This window comes from Shinella kummerowiae (assembly GCF_009827055.1).
GTDB classification, from domain to species: domain Bacteria; phylum Pseudomonadota; class Alphaproteobacteria; order Rhizobiales; family Rhizobiaceae; genus Shinella; species Shinella kummerowiae.
In genome coordinates, this window is the sequence record NZ_WUMK01000004.1 from 360920 (window position 1) to 384177 (window position 23258).

General features: G+C 59.4%; 35 protein-coding genes and 1 tRNA gene. 10 read left to right on the plus strand and 26 right to left on the minus strand.

Going from position 1 to position 23258, the window contains the following annotated elements:
• Nucleotide 1 precedes the first annotated feature (1 nt).
• The 7 genes from GR138_RS12685 to GR138_RS12715 are packed head-to-tail and all read right to left on the minus strand — an operon-like array spanning nt 2 to nt 6378.
• Nucleotides 2-346, minus strand: a complete 345-nt coding sequence (locus GR138_RS12685; RefSeq protein ID WP_160859609.1) for a hypothetical protein — start codon at nt 344-346, stop codon at nt 2-4.
• Nucleotides 347-398: 52 nt separating this feature from the next.
• Nucleotides 399-1442 (minus strand): major capsid protein, encoded by a 1044-nt coding sequence (locus tag GR138_RS12690; protein WP_160859610.1) that lies wholly within the window; start codon nt 1440-1442, stop codon nt 399-401.
• 11 nt (nt 1443-1453) lie between these two features.
• Nucleotides 1454-1903 (minus strand): hypothetical protein, encoded by a 450-nt coding sequence (locus GR138_RS12695; RefSeq protein ID WP_160859611.1) that lies wholly within the window; start codon nt 1901-1903, stop codon nt 1454-1456.
• Between the two features lie 4 nt (nt 1904-1907).
• Nucleotides 1908-2990, minus strand: coding sequence for a hypothetical protein (locus tag GR138_RS12700; RefSeq protein WP_338091081.1), 1083 nt, complete (start codon nt 2988-2990; stop codon nt 1908-1910).
• Nucleotides 2991-3035: 45 nt separating this feature from the next.
• Nucleotides 3036-4418: an anti-CBASS protein Acb1 family protein gene (locus GR138_RS12705; RefSeq protein WP_160859613.1), complete on the minus strand. Its 1383-nt coding sequence runs from the start codon at nt 4416-4418 to the stop codon at nt 3036-3038.
• Nucleotides 4415-5863, minus strand: a complete 1449-nt coding sequence (locus GR138_RS12710; protein WP_160859614.1) for a PBSX family phage terminase large subunit — start codon at nt 5861-5863, stop codon at nt 4415-4417. Before GR138_RS12710 ends, GR138_RS12705 begins: the two co-directional genes overlap by 4 nt.
• On the minus strand, nt 5830-6378 hold the full coding sequence (locus tag GR138_RS12715; RefSeq protein ID WP_160859615.1) for a terminase small subunit: 549 nt from the start codon (nt 6376-6378) through the stop codon (nt 5830-5832). Before GR138_RS12715 ends, GR138_RS12710 begins: the two co-directional genes overlap by 34 nt.
• A 24-nt stretch (nt 6379-6402) precedes the next feature.
• Here GR138_RS12715 and GR138_RS12720 point away from each other — a divergent pair, with 24 nt between their 5' ends.
• On the plus strand, nt 6403-6684 hold the full coding sequence (locus tag GR138_RS12720; protein WP_160859616.1) for a hypothetical protein: 282 nt from the start codon (nt 6403-6405) through the stop codon (nt 6682-6684).
• A 108-nt stretch (nt 6685-6792) separates the two neighbouring features.
• Here GR138_RS12720 and GR138_RS12725 read toward each other — a convergent pair whose 3' ends face one another.
• From GR138_RS12725 to GR138_RS12810, 18 genes are all read right to left on the minus strand, one after another.
• The gene (locus GR138_RS12725; protein WP_160859617.1) at nt 6793-7869 is read right to left on the minus strand and encodes a RelA/SpoT domain-containing protein; all 1077 of its coding nucleotides are present in this window, start codon (nt 7867-7869) and stop codon (nt 6793-6795) included.
• A gap of 416 nt (nt 7870-8285) precedes the next feature.
• A tRNA-OTHER gene (locus GR138_RS12730) sits at nt 8286-8358 on the minus strand.
• Between the two features lie 225 nt (nt 8359-8583).
• Entirely contained in the window at nt 8584-9207 is a 624-nt protein-coding gene (locus GR138_RS12735; RefSeq protein WP_160859618.1) for a hypothetical protein, read from the minus strand.
• A complete protein-coding gene (locus tag GR138_RS12740) occupies nt 9204-9653 on the minus strand; it encodes a hypothetical protein (protein ID WP_160859619.1) in 450 nt (149 codons plus the stop codon). Before GR138_RS12740 ends, GR138_RS12735 begins: the two co-directional genes overlap by 4 nt.
• A gap of 210 nt (nt 9654-9863) precedes the next feature.
• Entirely contained in the window at nt 9864-10313 is a 450-nt protein-coding gene (locus tag GR138_RS12745; RefSeq protein ID WP_160859620.1) for a helix-turn-helix domain-containing protein, read from the minus strand.
• Nucleotides 10314-10641: 328 nt separating this feature from the next.
• Nucleotides 10642-10935 (minus strand): hypothetical protein, encoded by a 294-nt coding sequence (locus GR138_RS12750; RefSeq protein ID WP_160859621.1) that lies wholly within the window; start codon nt 10933-10935, stop codon nt 10642-10644.
• Complete coding sequence (locus tag GR138_RS12755; protein ID WP_160859622.1) at nt 10935-12392, minus strand: DnaB-like helicase C-terminal domain-containing protein; 1458 nt, start codon at nt 12390-12392, stop codon at nt 10935-10937. Before GR138_RS12755 ends, GR138_RS12750 begins: the two co-directional genes overlap by 1 nt.
• Nucleotides 12389-13693 (minus strand): DNA-methyltransferase, encoded by a 1305-nt coding sequence (locus GR138_RS12760; RefSeq protein ID WP_160859623.1) that lies wholly within the window; start codon nt 13691-13693, stop codon nt 12389-12391. Before GR138_RS12760 ends, GR138_RS12755 begins: the two co-directional genes overlap by 4 nt.
• Before the next feature lie 64 nt (nt 13694-13757).
• Nucleotides 13758-14381, minus strand: a complete 624-nt coding sequence (locus GR138_RS12765; RefSeq protein ID WP_160859624.1) for a RuvC family protein — start codon at nt 14379-14381, stop codon at nt 13758-13760.
• 90 nt (nt 14382-14471) lie between these two features.
• On the minus strand, nt 14472-15014 hold the full coding sequence (locus tag GR138_RS12770; RefSeq protein ID WP_160859625.1) for a hypothetical protein: 543 nt from the start codon (nt 15012-15014) through the stop codon (nt 14472-14474).
• Complete coding sequence (locus GR138_RS12775; protein WP_160859626.1) at nt 15011-15379, minus strand: hypothetical protein; 369 nt, start codon at nt 15377-15379, stop codon at nt 15011-15013. The genes GR138_RS12770 and GR138_RS12775 overlap by 4 nt, the downstream gene beginning before the upstream one ends.
• A 118-nt stretch (nt 15380-15497) precedes the next feature.
• On the minus strand, nt 15498-15833 hold the full coding sequence (locus tag GR138_RS12780; RefSeq protein ID WP_160859627.1) for a hypothetical protein: 336 nt from the start codon (nt 15831-15833) through the stop codon (nt 15498-15500).
• The gene (locus GR138_RS12785; protein WP_160859628.1) at nt 15833-16009 is read right to left on the minus strand and encodes a hypothetical protein; all 177 of its coding nucleotides are present in this window, start codon (nt 16007-16009) and stop codon (nt 15833-15835) included. Before GR138_RS12785 ends, GR138_RS12780 begins: the two co-directional genes overlap by 1 nt.
• Nucleotides 16006-16350, minus strand: a complete 345-nt coding sequence (locus tag GR138_RS12790; RefSeq protein WP_160859629.1) for a hypothetical protein — start codon at nt 16348-16350, stop codon at nt 16006-16008. The genes GR138_RS12785 and GR138_RS12790 overlap by 4 nt, the downstream gene beginning before the upstream one ends.
• A gap of 1 nt (nt 16351) precedes the next feature.
• Nucleotides 16352-16621, minus strand: coding sequence for a hypothetical protein (locus GR138_RS12795; protein ID WP_160859630.1), 270 nt, complete (start codon nt 16619-16621; stop codon nt 16352-16354).
• A gap of 3 nt (nt 16622-16624) precedes the next feature.
• Nucleotides 16625-16993 (minus strand): hypothetical protein, encoded by a 369-nt coding sequence (locus GR138_RS12800; protein ID WP_160859631.1) that lies wholly within the window; start codon nt 16991-16993, stop codon nt 16625-16627.
• Nucleotides 16990-17334 (minus strand): DUF6197 family protein, encoded by a 345-nt coding sequence (locus GR138_RS12805; protein WP_160859632.1) that lies wholly within the window; start codon nt 17332-17334, stop codon nt 16990-16992. Before GR138_RS12805 ends, GR138_RS12800 begins: the two co-directional genes overlap by 4 nt.
• Complete coding sequence (locus tag GR138_RS12810; RefSeq protein ID WP_160859633.1) at nt 17331-17531, minus strand: transcriptional regulator; 201 nt, start codon at nt 17529-17531, stop codon at nt 17331-17333. Before GR138_RS12810 ends, GR138_RS12805 begins: the two co-directional genes overlap by 4 nt.
• Before the next feature lie 82 nt (nt 17532-17613).
• Here GR138_RS12810 and GR138_RS12815 point away from each other — a divergent pair, with 82 nt between their 5' ends.
• From GR138_RS12815 to GR138_RS12830, 4 genes are read left to right on the plus strand one after another with little or no spacing between them, the layout of a single operon-like run.
• Nucleotides 17614-18417, plus strand: coding sequence for an XRE family transcriptional regulator (locus tag GR138_RS12815; RefSeq protein WP_276508784.1), 804 nt, complete (start codon nt 17614-17616; stop codon nt 18415-18417).
• A complete protein-coding gene (locus tag GR138_RS12820) occupies nt 18417-19187 on the plus strand; it encodes a hypothetical protein (RefSeq protein WP_160859635.1) in 771 nt (256 codons plus the stop codon). The genes GR138_RS12815 and GR138_RS12820 overlap by 1 nt, the downstream gene beginning before the upstream one ends.
• Nucleotides 19184-19375, plus strand: a complete 192-nt coding sequence (locus tag GR138_RS12825) for a hypothetical protein (RefSeq protein ID WP_160859636.1) — start codon at nt 19184-19186, stop codon at nt 19373-19375. Before GR138_RS12820 ends, GR138_RS12825 begins: the two co-directional genes overlap by 4 nt.
• A complete protein-coding gene (locus tag GR138_RS12830) occupies nt 19372-19947 on the plus strand; it encodes a hypothetical protein (protein ID WP_160859637.1) in 576 nt (191 codons plus the stop codon). The genes GR138_RS12825 and GR138_RS12830 overlap by 4 nt, the downstream gene beginning before the upstream one ends.
• 39 nt (nt 19948-19986) lie before the next feature.
• Here GR138_RS12830 and GR138_RS12835 read toward each other — a convergent pair whose 3' ends face one another.
• The gene (locus GR138_RS12835) at nt 19987-20148 is read right to left on the minus strand and encodes a hypothetical protein (RefSeq protein WP_160859638.1); all 162 of its coding nucleotides are present in this window, start codon (nt 20146-20148) and stop codon (nt 19987-19989) included.
• A 555-nt stretch (nt 20149-20703) separates the two neighbouring features.
• Between GR138_RS12835 and GR138_RS12840 the strand changes: the two genes are divergently transcribed.
• From GR138_RS12840 to GR138_RS12860, 5 genes are all read left to right on the plus strand, one after another.
• On the plus strand, nt 20704-21132 hold the full coding sequence (locus GR138_RS12840) for a hypothetical protein (RefSeq protein WP_160859639.1): 429 nt from the start codon (nt 20704-20706) through the stop codon (nt 21130-21132).
• Between the two features lie 114 nt (nt 21133-21246).
• Nucleotides 21247-21585, plus strand: a complete 339-nt coding sequence (locus GR138_RS12845) for a hypothetical protein (RefSeq protein ID WP_160859640.1) — start codon at nt 21247-21249, stop codon at nt 21583-21585.
• A complete protein-coding gene (locus GR138_RS12850) occupies nt 21585-22004 on the plus strand; it encodes a hypothetical protein (RefSeq protein WP_160859641.1) in 420 nt (139 codons plus the stop codon). The genes GR138_RS12845 and GR138_RS12850 overlap by 1 nt, the downstream gene beginning before the upstream one ends.
• On the plus strand, nt 21997-22209 hold the full coding sequence (locus GR138_RS12855) for a hypothetical protein (protein ID WP_160859642.1): 213 nt from the start codon (nt 21997-21999) through the stop codon (nt 22207-22209). The genes GR138_RS12850 and GR138_RS12855 overlap by 8 nt, the downstream gene beginning before the upstream one ends.
• A gap of 9 nt (nt 22210-22218) precedes the next feature.
• Nucleotides 22219-23232, plus strand: a complete 1014-nt coding sequence (locus tag GR138_RS12860) for a PD-(D/E)XK nuclease-like domain-containing protein (protein WP_160859643.1) — start codon at nt 22219-22221, stop codon at nt 23230-23232.
• The last annotated feature ends 26 nt before the right edge of the window (nt 23233-23258 follow it).

Sequence of the window (23258 nt, forward strand, 5' to 3'; positions counted from 1 at the left end):
GTCAGGCTTCCACCTTGTGCAGGTCTGCGAAGGCAGCCTTGTCCTCGTCGGACATCGTATCGAAGCCTTCAAGGTCGGACTGGCGCAGCTTCTTGGTCACGGCCTCGCCGTCCTTGTTGATGACGAACCAGCCGGGACTCGTTTCGGCAACGGCATAGGCGGGTGCGGGGTTCGTCACTGCCGTCTTTCCTTCGGTCGAGCCGCCGGAAATGATGTCGTAGCGCCCCACCCAGCCTACCGGCTCGTTTTCGAGGTCGAGTACTTCGCCGACGGCCATTTCCTTGCCGTCCTTGCCATAGATGCCGGTGGTGGTAGCGCCTGCCGGCGCTTTCAAACGAATCTTCATGTGATCGTTCTCCGTTGAGGATAAGCACCTCGCCCGAAGGCGAGGCACATCATCAGGTGTTGGTGGAGTAGAAGACGCCGGACTTCCCGTTATAGTCGGCCCGGATTTCGAGGCCCAGCGCGCCCATCTTGAGAAACTGATAGTTCGCCGTGGGGTAGAGGCGCGGCATCGCGGTCGTGTTGACGGCCATGCCGATCAGCGGGCGGATGAACTCCGCCGACGGAACGAAACCGAAGAATTCATTGCCCGAGAGCTTGAAGGTCACTTCGATCTTGTTGATGCGCCGGTTGGTCAGGAGGTACTGCAGCAACGTGCCGCCCTTGAAGCCGGCAGAACCGGAGTAGGAGCGGTCAAGGTTGCGACCGATCTCGGGCGAGACGTAGATATTGACCTTGCCCGTGATCAGGTTGGCGTCGAGCATGGTGCCGAGGGTCTGGGTGAAGAAGTTATCGATCGCATCCGACGTGGTCGACGTGGACGTGAGGTCGATGTTCGCACCGGAGGCACCGATGTTGATGGTCTTCGCCAGCGGATTGCTGCGGATGCCGGTACCGCTGTAGCCCTGGAAGACGATCGAAGTGTCGCCGTTCAGGACGTAGTCGGCCTGATCCTTGCGGATCTTGGCGTTTGCGGCTTCTTCGTCGTCTGCGATGGCGTCGAAGTTCTCCGACTGGAGCGTGTTCCATTCTCGCCATTCACGGCCATAGCCGTCCTGGAAGATCGGAACGGGCGTGCCGCGGAACGAATAGACCACCTTATCCATCGGAACCGGCACCTGCCCCGACATCGAGCGAATAACCGGATTGGAGGAATCGGACGCCACGCGGGTCATGCTGACGAGCTTGCCGATGTTGATCGGCCGAGCCAGCGCCATCAGATCGCGCATGTAGACTTCGCCCTCGTCGTCGCGCATTACACGGCGGGTGATGCTGTCGACGTCCATCCACGCATCGCGTGGCAGGACGGCAGCAGCATTCGAGAGCGCCGCCATATGCTCTTCCACCTGGTGGAAGTGTTCACGGTTGACAGAAACGTCGGCCCACCATGCCGCATGCGGGCGGGAGTTGGTGATGAGCTGTTCAGAAAAGTAGCGCATCCGGGTTCTCCTTATGCCGCTGCAAGCTGGTTGCGGGCCACGCGGGCGCGCACAAGCTGGTCCGCGCCGGACGTGTTGTTGTAGGCCTCTTCGGCGATCATGATCACCCGCTGACCAGTGGTAGCGAGAACGAACTTGCCGGCGGCAGAGGTGGTGAGCTGCGAGCCCCGAGCGACGTTGGTGCCGGTCGGGACGCGAACGTTGAAGAACTGCTCGTCAAGCATTTCCATGCCGACGATGCGGTCGTTTGCCAGTGTCGCATCGTCGACACCCTTCATCGCCAGATAGTTATCCTGGGCGATGTAGACCTTGGTCAGCGCGTTGGCGCCGGCCTGGGCAAAGTTCGACCCGGATTCCACCAGGGCAGTGCCGGGCAGGATGGCTGCCGTGCAGATGCGCTCCTGAACCTGCGGCAGGGGCTCGGAAACCGGACCGGCGTAGATCTTGTTATAGCGGGCCATCGGCTTACTCCCCCTTCGGCGGCGTAAAGGCAGGCTTATCCGAGCCGGTACCTTTGAATGCGGAGTTGAGCGGGGCGGCCTTGCCCGGCTCGGTCTTGGGCGCCAGGGCGCGCAGGGTGTTGAGCGGGGTGGCCTTCGCCGTCGCCTCATCCAGGAGGTTGGCCTTGACGACCTTGCCTACCAATTCGGCGTGCTCGGCGTCGTCCTTGGCCTTGGCGTTGGCGACCATCTCCGCCTGCTGATCCAGAACCGGCTTGAGGGCCGTCGTCACAGCGTTGGCGATCGTTTCACCGATCTTTCCCATGCCTTCCGAGAGGGTCTTGACCTCATCGGAAAGCGACTTGAACTGCTCGTCAGAGACAGACATGTCGTCTTCCTTCTTGTTGGTTGAGGGTGACCGCTCCGAAATGCCAAGGCCTTCCAGGATGACGGCTTTCAGTTTATCCAGGAGACCGGCGCGCTGCCGCTTCTCCAGTGCCCGAGCGAGGGAATCCATCGCCCAGTCGATGTCACGCTCCGCCTCTTGGACGGCGGAGTTGATGACCTCGATCTCTTCGACCTCACCTGAGGTCTTGTTCACGAGCATGCCGACGCCCTGTTCGGGGGTGGCTGCTCCGGTATCGTTCAGGAGGATCGCGTCATGATCCCAATGGATGTTGCGCGCGATGTGCTTGTGGTCCTTGGCGCCGTTGACGGCTTCCAGCGTGCAGAGCAGCCCTGTGGACGTGTGGATCGGCGTCCCGGCATTGACGGCTTCCAGCACCGCCTTGCCGCCCTCAGTCCGGTTGGCCACCTCGACGTCAATCACCTTGTCGATGAGGACGCGGCCCTTCTCGCGGCGCACGTTCTCGTTCCAGGCGCCCACGTATCCGAGGTTCAGGCCTTCCGGATCAGAGGCCGAGACGAACTTGCCGTTGATCGTCGGGTGGCCAAGCGGCGCGGGCGTGCGCTCAAGTCCCTTGAAGCTTTTCGCGATCTCGTCTGCCGGGTATTTGATCCCGTTCATGACGATGTCGTCGGGCAGCGTGGCGCTCGGGACGATCACGACATCACGGCCGTTGCGCTTTTCCTTGCGCGCAGCCTTCACGTTCGCCAGTGTCCTGACGTTCACACGAACTTGGGGCATGGGTGGCTATTCCTTCTTGGGCTCGGGCTTCTTGCCCAGCGCAGCCGCGTTCTCGTCGTCGGTGACGTCGTCGCGGTACTTTTCGTCGTCCTTCAGCGGCTCATAGCCGGCCGCACCGCGGATTTCTTCGGGGGTAAAGCCCCACTCGCCGCTGTCTTTGAGCTTCACATTGACGTCGGCCATCTTGTTGGCCCGGTCGATCTTCTCGCCAATCGTCGCTTCCGTGAGGTCAGCCCAATCGAGATACCAGTCCTTTTCGGGCAGGATGCCGACGCGCTCCAGGCGGTTGACCAGAGACATGATGTTCGGGACGGTCTGGTTGGCCCGGCGCGACATGTTCGTCTGCGACCACTCTGCAGCGTCTTCCTGGCTGGCTCGCTCGCCGGTCTGCATGCCTACGAGGATCTTGACCGGCATGTTCATGGACGCCGCGAAGTCCTGCAGGGCGATGGCATAGAAGTGCTCGGGCGACGGCAGGGTGACGTTCAGCGTCTTGGCCTGCATGCCCATGACCATGAGCAACTGGTCGAACCCGGCCTGCCAGTCCGCTACCTGATCGTTCATCTTGTCGGCGAGTTCGTTGGCCGGGATACCCATCGCCTTCGCCATTTCGAGCGGCTTGGCGTCCTTGTCGATCTCAAGGACCGGCGCGGACTTAGCATTCTTCCAGAAGCCCTCGCCTCCGGCGCCCCTCACCTTCTCCATGTCGACGAGCGAGTTGTATCCTGGCTCCAGAGACGATGAACCGTGAACCGTGCCATCCTTCGACCAGACAATCACCCGATCGGGGTGGATGACGAGATTGCGAGGCTGCTTGCTGTTCGTATCGACGGCGGATTCGTTGAACTGAAACTGCTTGGGCTGCCCATAGGTCTCGGATGTCTCGTCCGTATCCCACTGCGAGACCTGAAGCTGTCCTTCCCATGCCGGGATGACTTCGACGAGGCCGAGAAGCCCGCCGGGGACCTTATCAACCGGCTGGTCGAACCGCCTGCTGTCAGCGAACCGGAGGATCACGCCAGCATAGGCACCGACCATCGACATGCGGTCTGCTTCGGCCAAGCGAGCCCAGAGGCGCAGATCGTCGAAGCGCTGGCGGATTTCCTTTTCGAGAGAGGTCTCTTTATCCTCGCCGTCCTGCGAGCCGTCGCGTTCTTTCTCCAGCAGGAAGGGATTGTCCTGCCATGTCTTGCCGATCGTCTTGTTGACGCCGGCCGCCGCCACGCCATTGCGGCAGTACATCCGGTAGACATCGGTGAACTTCAGGTTCTCCGGATATCCGAAATCCTTATAGTGATCGTGCTTGGTGCTGCCACCAGCAAAGAAGGCTGGGAACATGCCACTGAGGCGCCTTTGGGCGTAGTTCGCCAGGCTGACAACTTTGCTCATCGGTGCCTCTTTGACAAAAACATGGCGACCGTCGGGCCGGAGATGTTGACGTTGTCGGCCGCAATGACCGCGTCAGCGAGGTTGTGCGACTTCACGCCAAGGTCTTTCTTCAACTTGGCCTTCGGTACCACGCGCTTTTTGCCCTCACTCTCGACCCACCACGGGACACAAAGCTCGGTGAAGAGCGCGTCGAGCTTGGCGGCGCTGATCACTGAGGAGAAGGACAAAACATCCTCTGGCTTGATCGAATGGCCGCGCGTGACTGCGTTGAACGTCAGCATGGCGCGGCGCGCTGTATTGGCCCACGCCTGCGCCTTCAGATTCAGGTACTCGTTTTTGTTCAGCGGGCTATTGCTGTTCTGCGGGTCGCTCGGCTCGTCCGGGTCCATGACCCCGCCGCCGGCATGAAATGCGTAGTGATCAACGCTGGCGGCGTTCGCCTCATTCTGCTCGTCGATATAGCCGCCAACGAACGCGCCCACGCCGATCGTGTCATACGATACCGTGGCGCCAGCATGCTTTGCCTTGGCCCATACCCTCTTGGCATTCTGAACAAGCTCGTCCTTGCCGGATGACCAGTCCTCAGCATCAGTGAAGACGCCTTCGATCTTGTCGGCCGTCGCGCTCTTGTCCTCGCCGTCGTCGGCCGGGTCGAAGCCGATGATGTTCCGGCCGGTGAGATCGATCTTGAGCTTTGTGTGGGCATCTACACAAGCATCCAGCCAGCGGCGCTTGAAGATTGATAGCTCGCTGTCGCCGAGAGGTACGCCGCCGTAGATATGCTCGAATAGCTCGGGGTTCGCTTCTTGCATTGCGGCGATGTCGCGCAACGCCTTCTGCGAGAGAAACGGGTTATCGGTCCAGTCGATCTTGTGCACCACCGTGTGCGGCGGGGTGTTGACGACGAAATTCTTCCAGACGTAGTCGGTGACCAGCTTCGGATTGAATAGCAGGATCGCTAGGCTGTCTTCCTTACGGATGGTCGGCCCGATGACCGTCCATTGCTCCTCGGTAAGCTTCTCTGCCTCTTCTACCCAGAGGACGTCGACGTCAGAGGTGCCCTTGATGTCCTCAAGGTTCCGCTCGATGCCGTAGAAGATGAACTCCGCGCCGGTTCGGCGATGGATGATCGTCGTCTTCTGGACGTCGAAGGCGGCTTCGAGCCCTAGGTGAGCTATGGCCCATTTCAGTTCGGTGTAGACCGAATCCTGAATGCGGTTCTGGAAGCGCCGAATGCAGAGAACCCGCATCCTGACGCTGACGTGATCGACCAGGCGCACCAGTTGACAGGCCGTGTCTCTCGTCTTTGAGCTTGAGCGGCCGCCGTGGAGCACCGCGATATCGGCTTGGCCTAGAAATACCTCTTCCCAGAAATCATGCAGCGCCGGGTTTGTAAGATGGGTGGTGGCGTCTAGCTCTTTTCGCTGCGCAGCACTTCCCGCCATGTTCTCGTCTCGGTCTGGATAGGGGCGCCGTCCTTGCCGGTGTGCTCGTGCTTCTCGACGACGAAGCCCAGCATTTTCGCCAAGTCGACCAGCGCGCCCTTCTTGTCATGAAGCTTGAACTTGACCCGCCGGACATCGCGGGCGTCTTCGCCTCGGCCGTCCTTGAAATCCTCGACAGTCACTTCGGAGAGCGCCGCGGCTTGATCGCGTGTCAAGCCAGAGAAGTCGAGATAGGGGTCTCCGTCTGGACCGGCCCGCATATAGTCGAGCATGTTGGAGAAGCCGATCTTGGCCAGCTCATCGACGATGCGTTCTTTGGTGATTTCGAGCCGTTCGGCGACCTTGCTCTGCTGCCTGGATAGCTCTTCCTGAACCACAACATTTAACAACAGGCGGCTGCCTTGCTGTTGCGCTGTCTTTGCGCTGTACCCTGCCCTGATTGCCGCTTGCGTTGCATTCAGGTCGATCACATACTCTGAGACGAACCGCTTCTGTTTTTCACTCAGGGCGGGCATGGGCGAACCTTTGGAGGGGTGGGCATGACAGCCTACATGATCAGCTACGATCTTCGAAAAAACAGGAACTACGACCCGCTCATTAAGCAACTTCGCGATTGGGGTTGTGTGCGGCCTCTGCAATCCCTCTGGCTTGGGAACCTCAAAGGGAACGCGGCCACGATACGCGACCTTCTGAGAACCCTGATGGATAGCGATGACGGTCTGATGGTCTGCGAGATTAAAGCAACCAGCGACTGGGCTACTTTCAAGATCGATAATAACGATGCCACGGGAGCCTGGATCAGACAGAATATTGGCCCCTAGAAGATACCCCTGTCTCTACCCTCCACCGAGGATACAGAGAGAAGCATCTGAGAAGCCGGACCTAAGCCCGGCTCTCGTTTCAGGCATGCGGGGCAGATATTCCGATGGCTAGGATGCTGGGATCTCCGGAAGATAATCATCGAGAGCCTGCATGAACATGGTGGTGTCTGCAAAGTAATTCGGATAAGCTTTTCGCAGGGCCGAAATGCTATCCACCTTTACAAGAACCGCCTGGGCACCCGGCTTGTCAGCCAGCGACTTCTCCATCTCAGTGTATTGTTGGTTGGCAACAATCGAATCTCTTGTGAGGAACCCTCTTGCCGAAATCCGCTTTTCGGCAGGCTCCAATGCCAAGAGGAAGAACTTGGCGTCCTTTGTAGACTGGCGTTCAAGCGCTCGTAGCATTTTCTGATAGGTATTCAAAACCTCTCTCACATTGAGCTTGTGGCCCAATTCTCTAATTTCCTCGTCGCGGGCCTTGGCGCTTCCCTCCGCGCCCGGTATTGGGGCGCCATGCTCCTTCTCCGCAATAACTGCACTCGCGAGCGAGAAGAAGCGAAGCCAATCCTCATCTCCTTCGCTAGATTTGAGCGCTTGTTTTGTAAAAATTCCTACTGTTTCAACGGCTGTGGCCCACGCGTGCTGTAAGATACTACGCAGTTGTATCTCAACTTTCAGCCCATCGTAGGAGCCGATCCTATTCGCGCCTTGATAACGATAGATGAGATGCAGACTTCTATACCCGTCCGGCTTCGGGAATGCGATGTAGTCATTCACCTTTGCCAGTTCGTGGGAGAGCTTTTTACTCTTGTATACTTCGCATAGCGCATAAACGTTCGCTGTACTCTGCATAATACACCGAAGACCACCGATGTCCTGCATCTGGGATAACTTCATATCCCCATGTTTGCGCAGCTTCTTCGTGATTGACTCAAGACGCTTTGTTCTGGTTGCAAATATGCACCTTTTATCCACTTTCTGAGCGCGCAATCTCAGCGTCGCCTGAAAGGTGTTTAGCGGGTAAGCGTGCGCCGCGCGCCAATTATTCACGACGGCAAGTGCATCATGATGAGCTTGTAACGCTTGGAACGTGATGTTTCCGGCATCCCATCCATCAGGACTGATCAGCTCTCTGCCAGCGGCGTTTACTGTTTCGCGCGTGTGTTGCGGTACTGCCCAGGCCATTCCATATGCCGCGAATGATTCTTCGCGCCCCCGGTTTCCTCCATCCGAAGTTGCAAGCAAGATGCGCCTCTGTCAATTATTGAGCGACATTACCGCATGGAAAAGACGAGAGCCCACACCGGTTGACCGGCCGGCGCAGGCTCTCTGGCGCACTCCCGAAGGGAGATGGGATAGGCATCGGTGGCTAAGCGCCTCACGTCGACGGATGCGACGGTTTCGGTTGACCTGCCTTACGACGCCGATGACGCCGCCAGAGTTTTTCGGCCCCTGGATGCCTACACCGCCTCACTACGCTTGGCAGTGGACCGGTTCTGTTACGGCTATGCCGTATGGGGTCGGGAAGACGGAGGGCGCGGGACCACGATCCAAATGAAACCGCTTCTTCTCACCTTCCCGATTTCGTTGCCTGCGCAGCAAGCTCCCGGCCGGAGTTGAACCGACGACCTCCAAGGATTAGCCAGGCGCTCTATCCAGCTGAGCTACGGGAGCCTGTTGTTCTGCGCAGTTCGTCTGCCTTTCGGCATATGGCTTTGGAATGGCTGGGCATGTACTGGCTCAGGCCTTGCGGCATACCTAGGATTCGGGGAGCACTACCTAGCCCAGCTTATAACCCCGATGTCGATTGCTGCGTTTCCGCCGCCATTCCAAACTCTCACCCCGACAAGGATAGCAAGGACGCATAGCCTGTAGTCCTTGCGGCATTCGGGGCATATCCTACCTCGCTCCGAGACTGCGGTTCTTGTCTGAATGCCGCGCCCGGACATTCCGGGGGTCGAGTACCCTGACCGAGGCCAGAGCAGGGTCAACTTGCGGCTTTGCGTCCGGTGCGATCCAGTGTGTGGCGCACTTTTCGGACGATACCGTTGTTGGTGTGTCTTCTACGCTGTTTTGCGACAGCCCGTCTAGACGAATGTCCAGCCGAACCAAATGCTTACGGTTGAGTTCTGATGCAATGGATTGACATGCCCGCTGAATTTTCCGCTCGAAAGTTCGGCGCACCATGTCATTTCTCTGCAAATATCGGTCGAGATAGAGGCCCTTCCGGGTCTTGATGAACCCGTAGTCGTAGATCAGCTTGCGGTTTGCTTCATCGAGGTAGGTGTTGATCCACGTCCAAGTCTCCTCCATGCGGGACAGAGCGCCGGGTGCCGGGATGCGCTTGTAACCAGCCGGAGCGGCCCCGTAGGCGTCGTTATATGCCTGTACCACCTCCGACATGCTGCCAAGCCTCATACGAGGCCCCAGAGCAGCTGGGGATGAAAGCAGGGTCTCTGCCGCCTCGATGATCCGCGCCCTCACCTGCTCGTATGTCCAGTCGACGAAAACGGCCACGTTCATGCTGCTTCTCCAATCATGTCCAAAAGGTCGCCCTGGATGGGCCGGTAGAAGCGCACCGAAATCAGCACGAGCAGCGCCTTCCAATTCTCTACGGGGAGCTTCATGGCCTTTGTCTTGCGGCGCAGACTCCCCAGATCGATCGCGTCGAAGTCCTTTGTGAGGGTCGGTGACTTTACCAAATCGGGGTTCTCGATCAGGAGGGACGATACCGCCTTGAGCATATCCGCGAACAGCTCCGCCGCGTTGATCTTCGTCCCGGTCATCAACATGAAGACAAGGCGGAGGTGTTCCTCCCCATGTTCCCGGCCGATGTCCCGCACCGTCGGCTTGCAATAGCACTCATACGCCTTCCGGCCCGTCGGGCTATGCAGATGCCCGTCGAACAGCTTCACGCCGCATTGGCGGGCGACCTTGTAGATGTCGCAGCGATGAGAGCGATGCGGCATCAAGTGATCCACCCTTTCCGAAGACAGAAGCCTACAATCCCATGGCGGTTGAGTGTTCCGGTCACTTCCTTTGCTCTGTCTAGGCGACGCTCTACGGCCCGTCGGCTGATGCCGAGGATTTCGCCGATCTCTTCACCTGTCTTCCCACGAGACAGCCATAGCACGGTCTCGATCTGGGGAAGGGTCAATGGGCACCCGCTGGGAACTTGGTCAGGCATGGGGTTCACCCCTCTTCTGGTCCAGCTCCGTCACGGCATAGAAGATGCTTGTGTGGTGGCGTTTGAACACCACGCCGATCTCTGGATAGGACGGCTGCGGTGACAGCATGTGGCGCAGCTCCCACATCAAGAGGTGCCGGACTGGCACGATGTCCCGGCGACGCGTCGGGCCGATCACGTCATTGTAGTTCGCTCCCAGCTCGATGCAGCGTGTGTAAACGTGCCTGCTGCAGCGCCCTACCGGGAGGACAAGCTTCCAGCGCTGCCACGCTTTAACGTGCTCGTCGTGCTGAACGTCGAGAGAAGGGACTTCCGCGGCCTGGGGGCGTGCTCGCACGACTTGTCGCACTGGATTGCCCATCAGCCGCCGTCGGCGTTCTATGATCGGCTGGCGGTAGTTTGCCGGGTCGAACGGCTGAACGGAAAGAGGTTGCCAGTTCATGCCGCGCTCCTTTCCTTGGTGTACCGACACAGCCGATAGCCAACGAAGCGGCGGCCTTCAACGTCCCAACCTATCGAACGAAGCTTCTTTCGTAGCTTGGAGATGTGCGACATGAGACTGTTGCGCGTTTCCGGCTCTCCGTCTCCGACGTCATCGTATAGGGCTTGAGCCATCTGATCGCTGCGAACCGCAGTTGGGAACGCAAGGACCATAGCGTCGAGCGCCAGTTGCTCCTTGCGTGGCTTGGGTAGCGCGTCCAACTCGTCGAGATCGGCGAGTGGGATCGTTGTTCTTGGGCGCTTGCAGCAGGGGCATATGATTTGAGTGCTCATGCCCGCACCGCCTTTCTCTCCCCCTCTGCTGGCCGGGGCTGGAAGAACACCCGATCGACCTCGTCGCGATAGGTGCTGCGACCGTCGAAGCGCTCGCCGCGGATCTCGTGGCCGTTCATGTAGGCAAGAAGGTGCTTTGCCGCCTCCTCCCATGCCTCGCCGGCGGAGTTGAACACCTTGGGCTTGGCGCCCTTTTCCATAACCGGATGTGGGCGGGCGTCACGCGCCAGGCGGAGCATGCACCACCAGCCGAGGCCGCGCTTCACTGGATAGGCTGCGTAACCGTTCATCAAAACATCCTCGTCTGGTCTTGCTCTTGCAGGTCGGTAAACATGGTCTTCGTGCCCTCCCAACCGACTTCCTTCCGCTGCGGCCAGCGGGTGTGACGGGACAGTGCCACGATGATCTCAGCCTTGCCGCGTACCGTGCCCATGACCTCTTCCCAGATCGGGTGAAGGTCAGAGCCCTCAGAAGGCTCTAGCTCCTGCAGGATCGGTTCGGCTCGGAATGGGATGATGACGTGGTTGGCGTCCTTTTCGCAGGAGCCGTAAATGTCCGCGTACTTCGGCCGGCGGCCGATAGCCATCATGTACGTGGACCGGCTCATCTTCCGGTCCTCAATGGCGAACGTGTTCTTCTTGAGCTGCGCCGCGGCGACGATTGGCAGGCGCAACCGGTTCGCAACCATCTTCAGGCGACGCGTGACGAACGGGCCGAACTCGGTCTCCGATAGCTTGCCAGTCTCCCGATCTCGCTCCACGAGGCCGATATGGTCGATTATGGCCATGCCGCCGGGGTGACGCTTGGCGAAGTCCTTCAGGTCTCGCTCGATCTGGGCGAGCGTCATGCTGTCATCACGGATGAAACAGCGGTCCTGCCATGTCTCGGCGTTCCTGCGAGCCGTCTCCAGCTGCTCGTATTCCCGTTCGGAGACCTTACCGCGGATCTGGCGCCATGCCTGGATGTCTGTCACGCGGGATAGCGACCGGTGGGCCAACTCTTCGACGCCCATCTCACCGGAGTAAATCCAGACCGGATGCCCATTGCAGGCAGCGCCGTGGATGATCTGCTCGATGAGGCTGGACTTGCCCTGCTTGGTTCCGCCGCCGATGACGATCAACTGACCGGGTAGGAATGGGCCTACCATGTCCATGAGAAAGCGGATTCCGTAGTCGACGCCGGCAACGCCGCTGCCTCTGTAGGCCGTCGCCGTCGATTCCAGCGCTCGCTTAGCACCTTCCGCGAGGGTCTTGGCCTCTGCCCGCCCGTTCAGCGCCCGTATGATGTCATCCAGCCGGGACCGAAGCGCCTCGATCTCGTCCATGATCTCCATGTCGGTCGAGAAGGCGGCGTCTTCCATCTTGTGGCCGATGGATATCACCGCCCGACGGGCCGCGCAGTCCATGATGGAGTAGGCGAAGTCAGGCACGTTGACGAGGTTCACGGCATTCACAGCCAAGGACGACACGTACTGCGCCGTCGTCTTGTCGCCGATCATCGTCTCGTCAAGGCGGTTCTTGATCGTGATTGTGGTCGCAGCCCTGCCCTGCCTGGCGCTCTCTACGATGACGCCGTAGATTTTACCGTGCACTGCTTCGGAGAAATGTTCGGCCTCGAGTGGGAGGCGGATGGCGTCCAGGGCCGTGTTGTTGACCAGTAGAGCGCCAAGCAAGGCTTGCTCCGCCTCTACGTTCGCTGGCAGTTCCCGCCGTGCCGCGCCATGCATGGACATGTCGTGGGCGTTCATGCTGCTTCTCCTTCATCCATCGGGAGAGCCGCCTTTATCCGACGCTCAGCGATATCAGCGTATTCCGGGTTCAGCTCGACGAGGACGCTGCGAAGTCCAAGCTGCTCGGCAACGAGGCCGACCGTACCGGCGCCGCCGAAGGGGTCGAAGACCAGACCGGGCTCGGTGCCAAACACCTCACAGATCGGTCCGCATCCCGACGGAGCGCCACAGCATGCGCAGATACGCTTGGGGGTCCCGGCCTTGATGCAGCGCTCGGCGAGTGCCGGCGGGAAAGTGGCGAAGTGGGCTTCGCGGAATGCCTTCGGCGCGATCGTCCAGACATTGCGGGCGTTCTTAGTTTCTGTGAGGTCCGATGTACCATCGCGAAACGATTGCTTACCCTTGCGGAAAGGATCGTCCTCAGGCGCGACGTTAGACGTCGCCTCGGTGCGGCCCTTGCGGTTGATCGTGCCGTGGGCGCCCTTCTCGACGTCCCATCCGCCCGGCACCTTTACTTTGCGGGATATCGGCACTCGATCGACATTTTGCCTGCTGTTCGGTCCGGGCTTGCGCGCATGGGCGGTCCCGGTCACGGGCTCGCGGATCGCCTCGTGATCATAGAAATAGTCCTCGCCCTTCGTAAGCAGGAAGACTTTCTCGTGAGCCGTCGTCGGCCGGTCGTAAACCGATTCCGGCATCGGGTTGGGCTTGTGCCAGATAATCTCGGAGCGAACCCACCAGCCGTCCTCTTGCAAGGCGAACGCCAAGCGGTTCGGGATCATGCAGAGGTCTTTCGGTTTCAGGTAGCCGCCGGCGACGACGCGCCCACCGGTCTCGACGCGGGACTGGCGATCGCTCACCTGAAAATGCCCGCGTGCGGTGCGATTGTACTTGGGGTCATAGATCGGGCCGACTGTCGAAAAGGGTTTGTCGCGGAAAGTTCGGTCATCACTTCCATCCGCCTTGTATGCTTCCGCGCTCTTCCCGTTCGGCGTTGATGCATAGCAATCGCCATAGTTCAGCCAGAGCGTCCCGTGCGGCTTTAGGATCCGCCAGACCTCGCGGAACACTTCGACCATGATTTGCAGGTGCTCGCCGAGCGTCGGTTCAAGCCCGATCTGTCCGACCACGCCATAGTCGCGGAGGCCCCAATAGGGCGGAGACGTCACAACGCAGTCGACCGAGTTTGCCGCCAAGGCCTTCATGGTCTCAATGCAGTCGCCGACATGGATGGTGCACCTGCCGTCGAGAATTGAACGAACTTGGATCACGCCGCCTCCTCCCGCCGATCGACCGGCTTCGCGCAGCGCGAGCACCATTTCTCGATCGCCTCGGCGGCGGTCAGCGGTTTGGTGCAGTGAGGGCATAGGGTGATTAGGTTCTTCATGCCGCGGCCTTCCGTTTCTGGTCGAACGCCCCGGTGCGCAGTTGCATGAACCGCTGCTGCATCCATTTGATTTCCGGGATGGCGCAATTGTGCCAGCAGGTGCAGATGCCGATCGCTTCGGCCGCGTCGCGCTGCTCGGCTTTGGTCGACGGAAGCGAGATCTGCTCGCGCTCGGCGTACTGGATGGCGAGGTCTTTCCAGTCCTGCTTTTCCTGCGGCTTGATACCCTTGCCGAAATAGACCGGGCGCCAGCTGGTGGCGGCGATGGTGCCGTAGGGAATGCCGCGGATCTGACAGACGGAAATGATGGCGCCGGCAATGCCGGTCAACTGAAGCGCGGCCGGGTTGATGGTTGACACCATCTCCTCCTTGCCGGTCAGGTCAACCTTGACCTTCTTCTTGAACTGGCGGACGCCATGTTCGGGCCGCTCGATGGCGACGAAGTCAGGGGCGTACTGCTTGGCCAGCTTCCAGAAGATGCCGGCGGCGATCGCGTATTTGGCCTCCCACTCCCAATCCTTCACCGAGAAGGTGCCGCATTCGATGCTGGAGCGGTGCTTCAGGCTGTCCCTGACAGCCCATCCACTTCTTGTCGCAAGGTCGAGACCCATGATGATCATCGTGCAATCCTCGGGAAGAAAAGGTTCTGGCCATTCGCGGCCAGACAGTGAACAGCGCCCTCCGCAGGGAGGAGAGCGGGGCGCTGGAGGTCAGGCCGCTTCGTCTTCGTCGAGGTCCGGCGGCGATTCCACGTCGGCGTCGTCTTCGAGGCGGGCGAGAATGTCAGGGATTTCCGTCTCGTACTCGGCTTTGCCGGCGTCGTACGAGGCCAGCCACAGCTTGTCGTCCGCGCTGCCGCCGTCGAACATCGACCGGCGCTCCAGACCCAGAAGACCGGCCTTGTATCCCTTGGCCTGGATGAGCTGTTCGTTGTCGACCCGGTCAACCTGCGCAAGCAGGTCACCGCCGCTTGTCGACGGGATCAGACCGAGCCATTCGAGGTTTTCACGGTCGGACTTGAGGCGATCGACCGGCTTCTGGTCGTCCTCGCCGAAGTGGGCCTTGAGGTAGTGGTCGAACTTCTGTCCGGTGAAGGTCGGATCGGCGGCCTTGGCCACCTTGCGGTTCGCCGTTTTGTCCGCCGCGGCCTCGCGCCGGGCCGTCTCCGCCGCCAGTTCCTTGCGGAAGTGATAGGCGAACAGCTTCTGCCGCTGCCCGTCATCCAATTTGCTGTTATGTGCTGCTGTCGTCATGCTCGTACTCCTCGTTTCGCCTTCTCGACTTTCGCCGCCAAAACCTCAGCTTCAGCAGCCAGATCCGCAAAAGTTTCATCGCTGCCGATCCTCGCTTTCTCGACTTCAATTTCGTGCTGCAGCTCGGCAATCTGCCTAGCGCAGAAGTCGAGGTAGGCCGCCCGAACACGGGCGAAGACCGACACGCCGGGGTCTTTCGTCTCGCCGTTGATCAGCCGGCGGAGAGAGCGGGCCGTCATCCCGCACCGACGACCCACCCGGTCCAATGCGTTCAACTGGTCGCCGTTGCCGCGGCTCTCTCGCTCAACCATCTTCCGCGCATACGCTGCGGTCATCTCTGGGGTGAATGCGTCTACAGAACTCATCGCATGCGCCTCTGCTTTGCGGTTTCGGCTATTCGTTGCCGGTCTGAAGTTTGCCATTTTCTGGTCGCCGCTCCTGATAGGTTGAACCCATCAGGACGGAGCGGCGCGTAGGAAGGAACTAAGCCGCCTCGCTCAGCCCCATGTATCGAACTGCATACGCGTCGGTGATAAGCCCGCCCGTCCGCTCGACCTGCCAGTCGAACGAGGAGAGCAACCGAGAGACGCGGATGCGGAGATTGTGAAACTTGATGAGACTTGCCTGATCCCGGCAGATCGTATTGCCGGCCGTATCGCGGGAAATCGGGACTGCCATCCCAAGAGCCCGCATGATTTCAGAAGCCCTGATTTGTGACGGATAGACCGAGCAGAGCGCGCGGATGAAAGCACGCTCGAGCTCGTCTGTCGTCGCCAGTTCGAAAGTCGTGACGACAAATGACGGAAGCCCTGCAGCCATCACACCACCTCACGGTTTTTGCGGGCGATATGGGCGCGAAGCCGATCAAGCCGGTTGACGATATCGACGACATAGGGGTCTGCGACCTCATCACTCCGGACTTCCACTTCGTCGTTCTGATCCAGCTTGGATACGAGACCGTGGAACGCATTGAAGACACGTTGGAGCCGGGTCATGCGTCTTCCCTCACCGGCTGGTTCTGCTTGTTCAGCAGTTCGCGTAGGATCGACATGCCCTTTTCAATGCCGCGCTCGACGACGGGGCGGAAACGCTTCGGATCGAAGCCCGATTCAAAATATCGGCCGCCGATGAACGAATGCGGTCGCTCTATCTCTTCAAGCAGAACAAGAGGGATGAGCCATGTGGGGCTAATCATTATCTCTCGGACTGTGTAGACGGCGCCCAATTGCAGCCCGTCGAGATCACCAACAAGCTGGGTACCTTGAGGCAATTGCTCGTCCCAAAACGCAGCATCGACACAAACGACCTTCTGCCCAACGCGAAATGAGCATTCCATGTCAGCACCCTCCCCCTACGTCTTCGATGATCGGGATTGCGTCTGCCGAGACCGGCAACAGATCGGCCGGCGGCATGTGATGCGGGTGGAGCGGGAGTTCGCACCACGCCAGCAACGAGTTCGCGTTTTCAGGAAAGCCGTCGAAGCGACCGTTCGGGGTGTGCTTCGTCGGCTGCAGCCATTTCGTGATCATTCGCTCGCCCTTGGCCGTGGCCATCAGGATTTGCGAGCCGTCGCGTGGGGCGTCGGTGAGATTGAGGTTCCAGGTCATGTCTCAGCCCTCCGCTTTCGGAGCGGCGGGAAACTCGCACCAAGCATCCGGCGCATCGCCGGGGCCGAGGTCACGACCGATGGCATGACCAAACGTCATCCAGCGAATGCCGGTGCCCATGTTCACGAGCATCCCGGCATAGACGCCGTTGTTGCCATAGTAATCGAGGTGCGGAATGTGGATCAGGATGGCGCGGTTTTCGGGCGCCGTTTCAATCTTCCTCCAATCGACGCCTTCGCGCTCGTTTTTCAGCGCCTTGATAATGGGCGTGCAATTTGCCACCGAAGACGCGATCCCGAGATCGGTACAGACCTCTCCAGCGGTGACGATTATGTCAGTTGGCGTTTTGTGGATGATGTCATCTGCGCTCATGGCTTTTCCTCCGAAGAGGAGGCACGGGCAATGGCGAGATCGAAAGCAGCAAGGACCTCGGCGTGAGTATGGCTGTCGTTGTAAACTCCAACCTCATCATCGAGCCCTGCCTCAAGAAGCTTGAATGCCGTAGAGCATTCAGCGGCGCTGATGTTGCAGCCGTAGGCCTTGGCTATGGCACCGATGCTGCAGAAGCAGACAGAGTCTTCGGGGATGTGATCGGACCCACAATTTACGTTATCTACCCCGTCGGTGTCGCGTGCGTACGCCTCCTGCGTCCAGCGCTTCGGATCGGAGATCAGCTCTCTTGCCTTTTGAAGGGCTTCTTGGGGGGAGGTCATGCTGCGGTCTCCGGCTGGCCGAAAACGTCCGGGCGAAGCTCGTGACGAGAAATCCCGGTAAGGCGCTCGATATCCAAGACCCGCTCAGCGGGAACGCGGTTCCACGAATACAGGGCCGTGTGCTTGATGCCGAGTTCGCGCGCCAGCGTTACAACGCCGCCCGCCTTCTCCGCTGCTCTTTCTACGATCTCTATCATGTAGGCAATGTAGGTTATGCCTACGTAATTTGTCAATGCCTACGTAGGTGCAAATTACGTAATCTCTGCCTACGATTTTGACATGGAGACATTCGGTGAGCGACTAGCCTTCGCGCGCAGGCAGAAGGGCATGACACAGGACGACGTTGCGGCTCGGTTTCACATCAACCGGGTCAATATCAGCCAATGGGAAAGCAACACCACGAATCCGGAAACGCCACGTATTCCCGCGCTGGCTGAGATGCTCGAGACAACGGTCGACTGGCTTCTGTCCGGCACCGGAACACCTCCCGCAAAGCAGCCAAAGAGGAAAAAGGAAACACTCGTTTCTTCTTACGATCCCGACAAGGTCGAACGCGATTCGGACCCGGATTGGGACGGGACCGGGGCCGGCGTTATTGATGGCCGGTTGAGTTATTCTCCCAAGCTTCCAGGCGGGATGCCAGAAACAGCCGCCTCGCCAGGCATGGGCCTAGGCCGCATTGACGACGGTCGCGCCGCGCGCTTGGTCACTGGGGGTATCGCGACAGGCCATCCTGTTCTTAATGAATGGGTGATCCCGCCAAGCTACGTTCGAAACGCCCTAGATGCATCACCATCGCAAGTTATGATCATGCCGGTCATCGGGCACTCTATGGAGCCGATGCTAAAGGCTAATGATCGTGTTTTGGTCGATATCTCGCAGAACGCTTGGGTTGGTGATGCGGTCTACGTGATTGACGACGGAGATACGGTGCTGCGGGCGAAGACCGTCAAAAAAGTGACGGCATCAACCCCTCCACAGTACCGAATTGTATCCGAGGCCGCGCCGGAAGAAGTGGAAATTCTCAACGCCGATCAGTTCAAGATTGTCGGCCGCGTCGTCGGTCGTTTTACGAGGATGTGATGGGCGACGATCTCCAGCGGTTATCAGCTTTGATCGACCGGCTGGATTCAACGCCAGTGCAAGGAAGTCTCGAAGCACGCCGTAGGAACAAGGCGTTCAGTCGCGCCGCTATCAGCCGCATGTTTGATGGCGGCGGAACGTTTGGTGAAGCCGCTGGCACGATGCCCTGGCTGAACGGGCCAGATGCTGTGCAAAATCTTCGCGCCCTCAACGATGACCTCGGCGCGCAAATCGGGATGGTGAACCACATATTGGACACCTGGTTCAAACATGGGGAGCCCGTCGCCCCGCATTATCCGTTTCGGATCGCCGTCATCCTCCGCAAGATGAAGCGCCCCGACCTCGAATCCGATTTTCTCCGTGCCTTTGGAAGACATTTCATTTCTCATCACTATGGCGCTCGGAGCGCCGACCTCGGGACGAGGATGGAGAAGGTACTCGGCGAGCAGGTTTGCGATGAACTATGGCTCGCGTCTGAAGCGCTCGAAGAAAGGCCTGTGGCCGCTCGCGGCGTCAGAAAGCTCGGTGTGTTCCCGCTCCACTCCGCGCCTGTTGCGGGCAGCGCCACGGCTCGCAACTTCACATTCGAGTTCTTATGCAAGCGATGCGGCGGCCGAAACATCAATGTTCCTGACGGACCCGATGATGGCGACATGGTGACATGCTCATCCTGCACGCTGGCTTTCGGCCCGTTTCCTGTCCTCAAAGAATACTGCAACTGGTTGGCGCTGGAGAAGATCAAAGACGACGAGATGGAGGGAATTCGATGAAAAAGACAAAGCCTCCCCGCGAACGCGCCGCCCGCGCCCTTTGCAGCCACTTCGGCGTACCCGAGAACATTGTGCGCGACAAAAAGCCTATGTGGACGCAATACCTGGATATGGCTGATGCCGCGCTTCAGGCCGCGTTGTCTCCGGAAGAATGGGAGCGCGTGAAGGCAGAAGGGCCGGAGGAGTGAACCTCCTCGCAATCGATAGCCCAGGTACTCTGTGGGCAGCTATCGGCGTGGGCGTGATGATCGTCTTCTACTTTTCGGACAAGATCATTGCCGCTTTGATGGCCTTGGTTCGCAGGACGAAAGCAGCCAATGTGCCGGTGGTTGAGCGTCTTTCGCACACGAGGAGCGCCGAACATCCGAATTGGGAAATTCTCAATTTTTCGGTCCGCAATCGAGACGATCTGCGATGGACGATAGAGGCGTTGCGATTTTCATCCCCGCACCATTGTAAAGCGATCAATCAATCGGCCCTCATCGACCACATAGAGGGCGGCGACCCGAACCCGGATGCCGTTGATTTGGCTAGCCTCTCCAATGAAGTAGCCTTGAACTGGGAACTCGCACCGGCTGGGCAAAAGCGCCCCACGCTGATCGCTGGCGATAATGACACCCACTACCTGACGATCTGGGTCTATCTGCCGCGCCGGAGTTCCGAAATCTTCTGTTCAAGCTCGCTTATTTTGCGGTCGAATCCCCAGAAGCGGGAAATGATAAAAATCGAATTCACGAGCCCCGCGATCACCAGCATATAGACGATCAGTTCGACATTCAGGCCGGTTACAGTTTCCATGTCATTCTCCTGCCTGGCGGCTTTCTAGGCGCTTCACGCGAGCAAGCAAAGCATCGATCGTTCGGGATTTGTAGTGCGCCGTTAAGAACGCAGCGATCCCAACAATCATCACAGCAGCAGACTGAAAAACGATCAGTCCCACGATCATCGTATCCATCTCCATCTACCTATCTCCCTCTTGCTGATTTTCGGTTTTGAAGGCTGGTGAGGGAGGGTTCCGGCCAAAGCTTCCCCCTACCCCATGAACCAAGTTCAAGAGGCGGGGGAAACCTTGGCCATGTCCTGAAGGCCGGAGCCGGGATGGGACGCGTGCCAGGACGCCTTTCAGCAATCCACCCTCATTTTCTGGCAGCACAGTAGGGCTTTCGCTTCCCGCGCCTCGGGCTTCACCAGCTCGGGAATTGCACCCGGTCGCCCGTCAAATCGATTTCAGCCCCGGTCGGATCATCCCGCCGGGGCTTTTCTTATGCCATCAGAAAAAATAGTAGGCAATACCTACTTTCTGAATTGACACCTACGTAGGCTTCACTTACATTTCTCCTCGTAGACTTCGATCACGAAGACGCCCCGGCAACTTTAGCCCGAGCCGATCTGGTCGCGGTGAAACGGATGACAGCCAGTCCAGATGGAGGCGGTCATGTGAAGCGCAGCACGGCAACAACGCGGCGGGGCCCGTGCCTCGAACAACCCCGCCGCAACAGCCTACCGGGGAAGACAGATGGCAACGAACGCAACAGCAATCGACCAGATCAAGACACTCAAGAATGACGCGGCCAAACTCGGCACCTTTCATGAGTGGTTCGCAGAGACTTTCGCGGACAAAGCCCACCACGACAAACAGGCGTTCGGCTTCGGCGTTGGCACTGGCGAATACTTCGCCTTCAAATCCAGCGTCTGGTTCTACGCCTACTGTGGGCAGTACGGCAGCTCATCGGTCTATAGCCAGCTCTCGGTTCAGGACAGCAAGGCAGTCAACGCCGCGTTCACTAAGGCGCTGAACCGGCATCAGAAGCTGATCTTTCAGACCATGGCTGAGATCATGACGGACGAAGCAACCAAGCTCCGCGATCAGGCGCAGAAGGAAGTCAGCGCCCTGCAGTCGATGCTGCACGATCTCGACACCCCGCAGACCTCCGAAGCCACCTGATCCCCTTCGGCATCCCGCACACAGTGGCGGGATATCGAAAGTGACCAACAGCCTACCGACTGATGCTCCCGAGGGACGACGAAACGGTACGGCGCCGAACATGAGGATGGGGCAATGTCAGCATTCAGCATCGATTACGATTTCGAGGAAATGCACCTCTGCGGCGACGGCCTGATGGCATGGGGCACCGCAACGCTGGTGCACGACGGGGACGGCGAGTTCTACGTGTCGGCCATCATGATCGGTGGGAAGAAGTTCACCCGCAACGGCTACGGCTCGGATCAGTTCTTCTCGACGACGAACAAGGACATCTTCCTCACGATCGCCAAGCAGCTCGAGGAAAGCAAACACACTCAGGAGACTTGGGGCGAGGCCCTGCGTGAAGATCGCGCCGGTGATCCCGACCGCGCCTATGACGAGCGCCGTGACCATCAGGCGATGGGGTGGGTGTGATGACGAACATCCAGAAGAACTGCGCGGCCTGCGGCAAGCCGATCACTGTTCGCCTTGCCGACCATAAGCGAGGTTGGGGCAAGTTCTGCGGAAAGGCCTGCGCCGCTGGCTACAAATGCGGGATGCGGCCGCGCGACGTCAACAAGCGGCACGCCAAGCAGAGCGCATGGGCTTCCGAAGCTCTCGCGGCCCGCGATGCTGCCGGCGTAAACGAATGGCCAAAGGCGCCTTCGGTCAAGGAGCAGCTTGGCCATCGCGTGAAGGTTCGCCCGATCTATCATTCGCCGTCTGAATGCCGCGAATGTGGCAAGCGCGTAAATGGCCCCGGCCTTTGCTGGGAATGCGAGGCCGAAAACGAGGCCAATGACGCCATGGAAGCCGGTTGGGATGGCCACAAGACCGGAGGCGCACATGCTTGACCGCTGCGGCCTCGCCGCCCATCGCGAATGCTCGTGCGAGCCATCGGCCGTTCCGTGCCGCGCTCATCCGGAGCCCATCGACATCATCGAAGACGCCAATACCGGCATCGCGACCCACGGCCCGATCTGCTTGGCCGCCCTCGCCGCGATCGTTTGGGCCATCACCTTTTACGCCGCGACCAAGTTCGGCACGGCCGCGATTTAGGAGCAACTTATGAACCGCAATGTTGATATCGACCGCGACGCTTCGCAAAGCATTGGCTCCATCGTCGGGAATATGATCAAGGGCTTCAGCCGCGAGAAGGTCTACGCCAGCGGCAAGATCTCCGCACCGGGCGTTTGGACGGCTGTTCCGATCGACGCCTACCACGGCGACACGAAGCTGTTCGACGGGTTTTCCATTTCCAGCTCTGGCCTTCGCGCCGTGCTCCGCCGTCCGTCCGAGTACTGGGGCTTCTCCCCCTACAATCCGAAGCCGTTCGAGAAGGAGGAAAAGACCTCTCTTGAGTTCGGCAAGGCGGCACACATGCTGTTGCTCGGGGAAGACGGTTTCAAGGAACGGTATGCGCTCCGCCCGGAGAAATACCCTGCTGAAAAGGGCGAGATGAAGCCCTGGAACGGGAATGCCAACTGGTGCAAGGGCTGGCTGGCCGACCAGAAGAACGCTGGCCGCACAGTCATCACAGATACCGAAATCGGGCATATCCGGCATATGGCCGACGCTCTCTCCCGGAAAGAGCCTATCCGGCTCGGCATCCTCAATGGCCGTATCGAGCGTTCGATCTTCACCAAGCACGGCAATATCTGGCTGAAGGCCCGTCCCGACGTCGTGCCGAACGATAGCGGCGACTTCGTCGACCTGAAGACTGCAGCGTCCGTCGATGACGAAAGCCTGTCCAAGGCAATCTACCAGCACGGCTACCATGTGCAGGCCGGCTTGCTCCGCATGATCGTCCGCGAAGTGCTTGGCGCCGATGCCTTCACCTCGTTCACCTTCGTCTTCGTCGAGAAGGCCCCGCCCTACGACGTCCGCGTCATGCAGTTGAAGGATGAGGACATCGACCTCGGCGAGCGCCAGGCACGCAAAGCCATCGCGACGGTGCAGGAATGCCTGAAGCGTAAGCGCTGGCCCGGTTTCGACGGTTTCGACCGCGAATTTTCCTACACCGAAATGCCGTCGTGGGCTCGCACCCGAATTGAGAACGAACTCAACCGTGAGGCCGCATAGCCATGAATCAGCTCGCAACGCAGCAG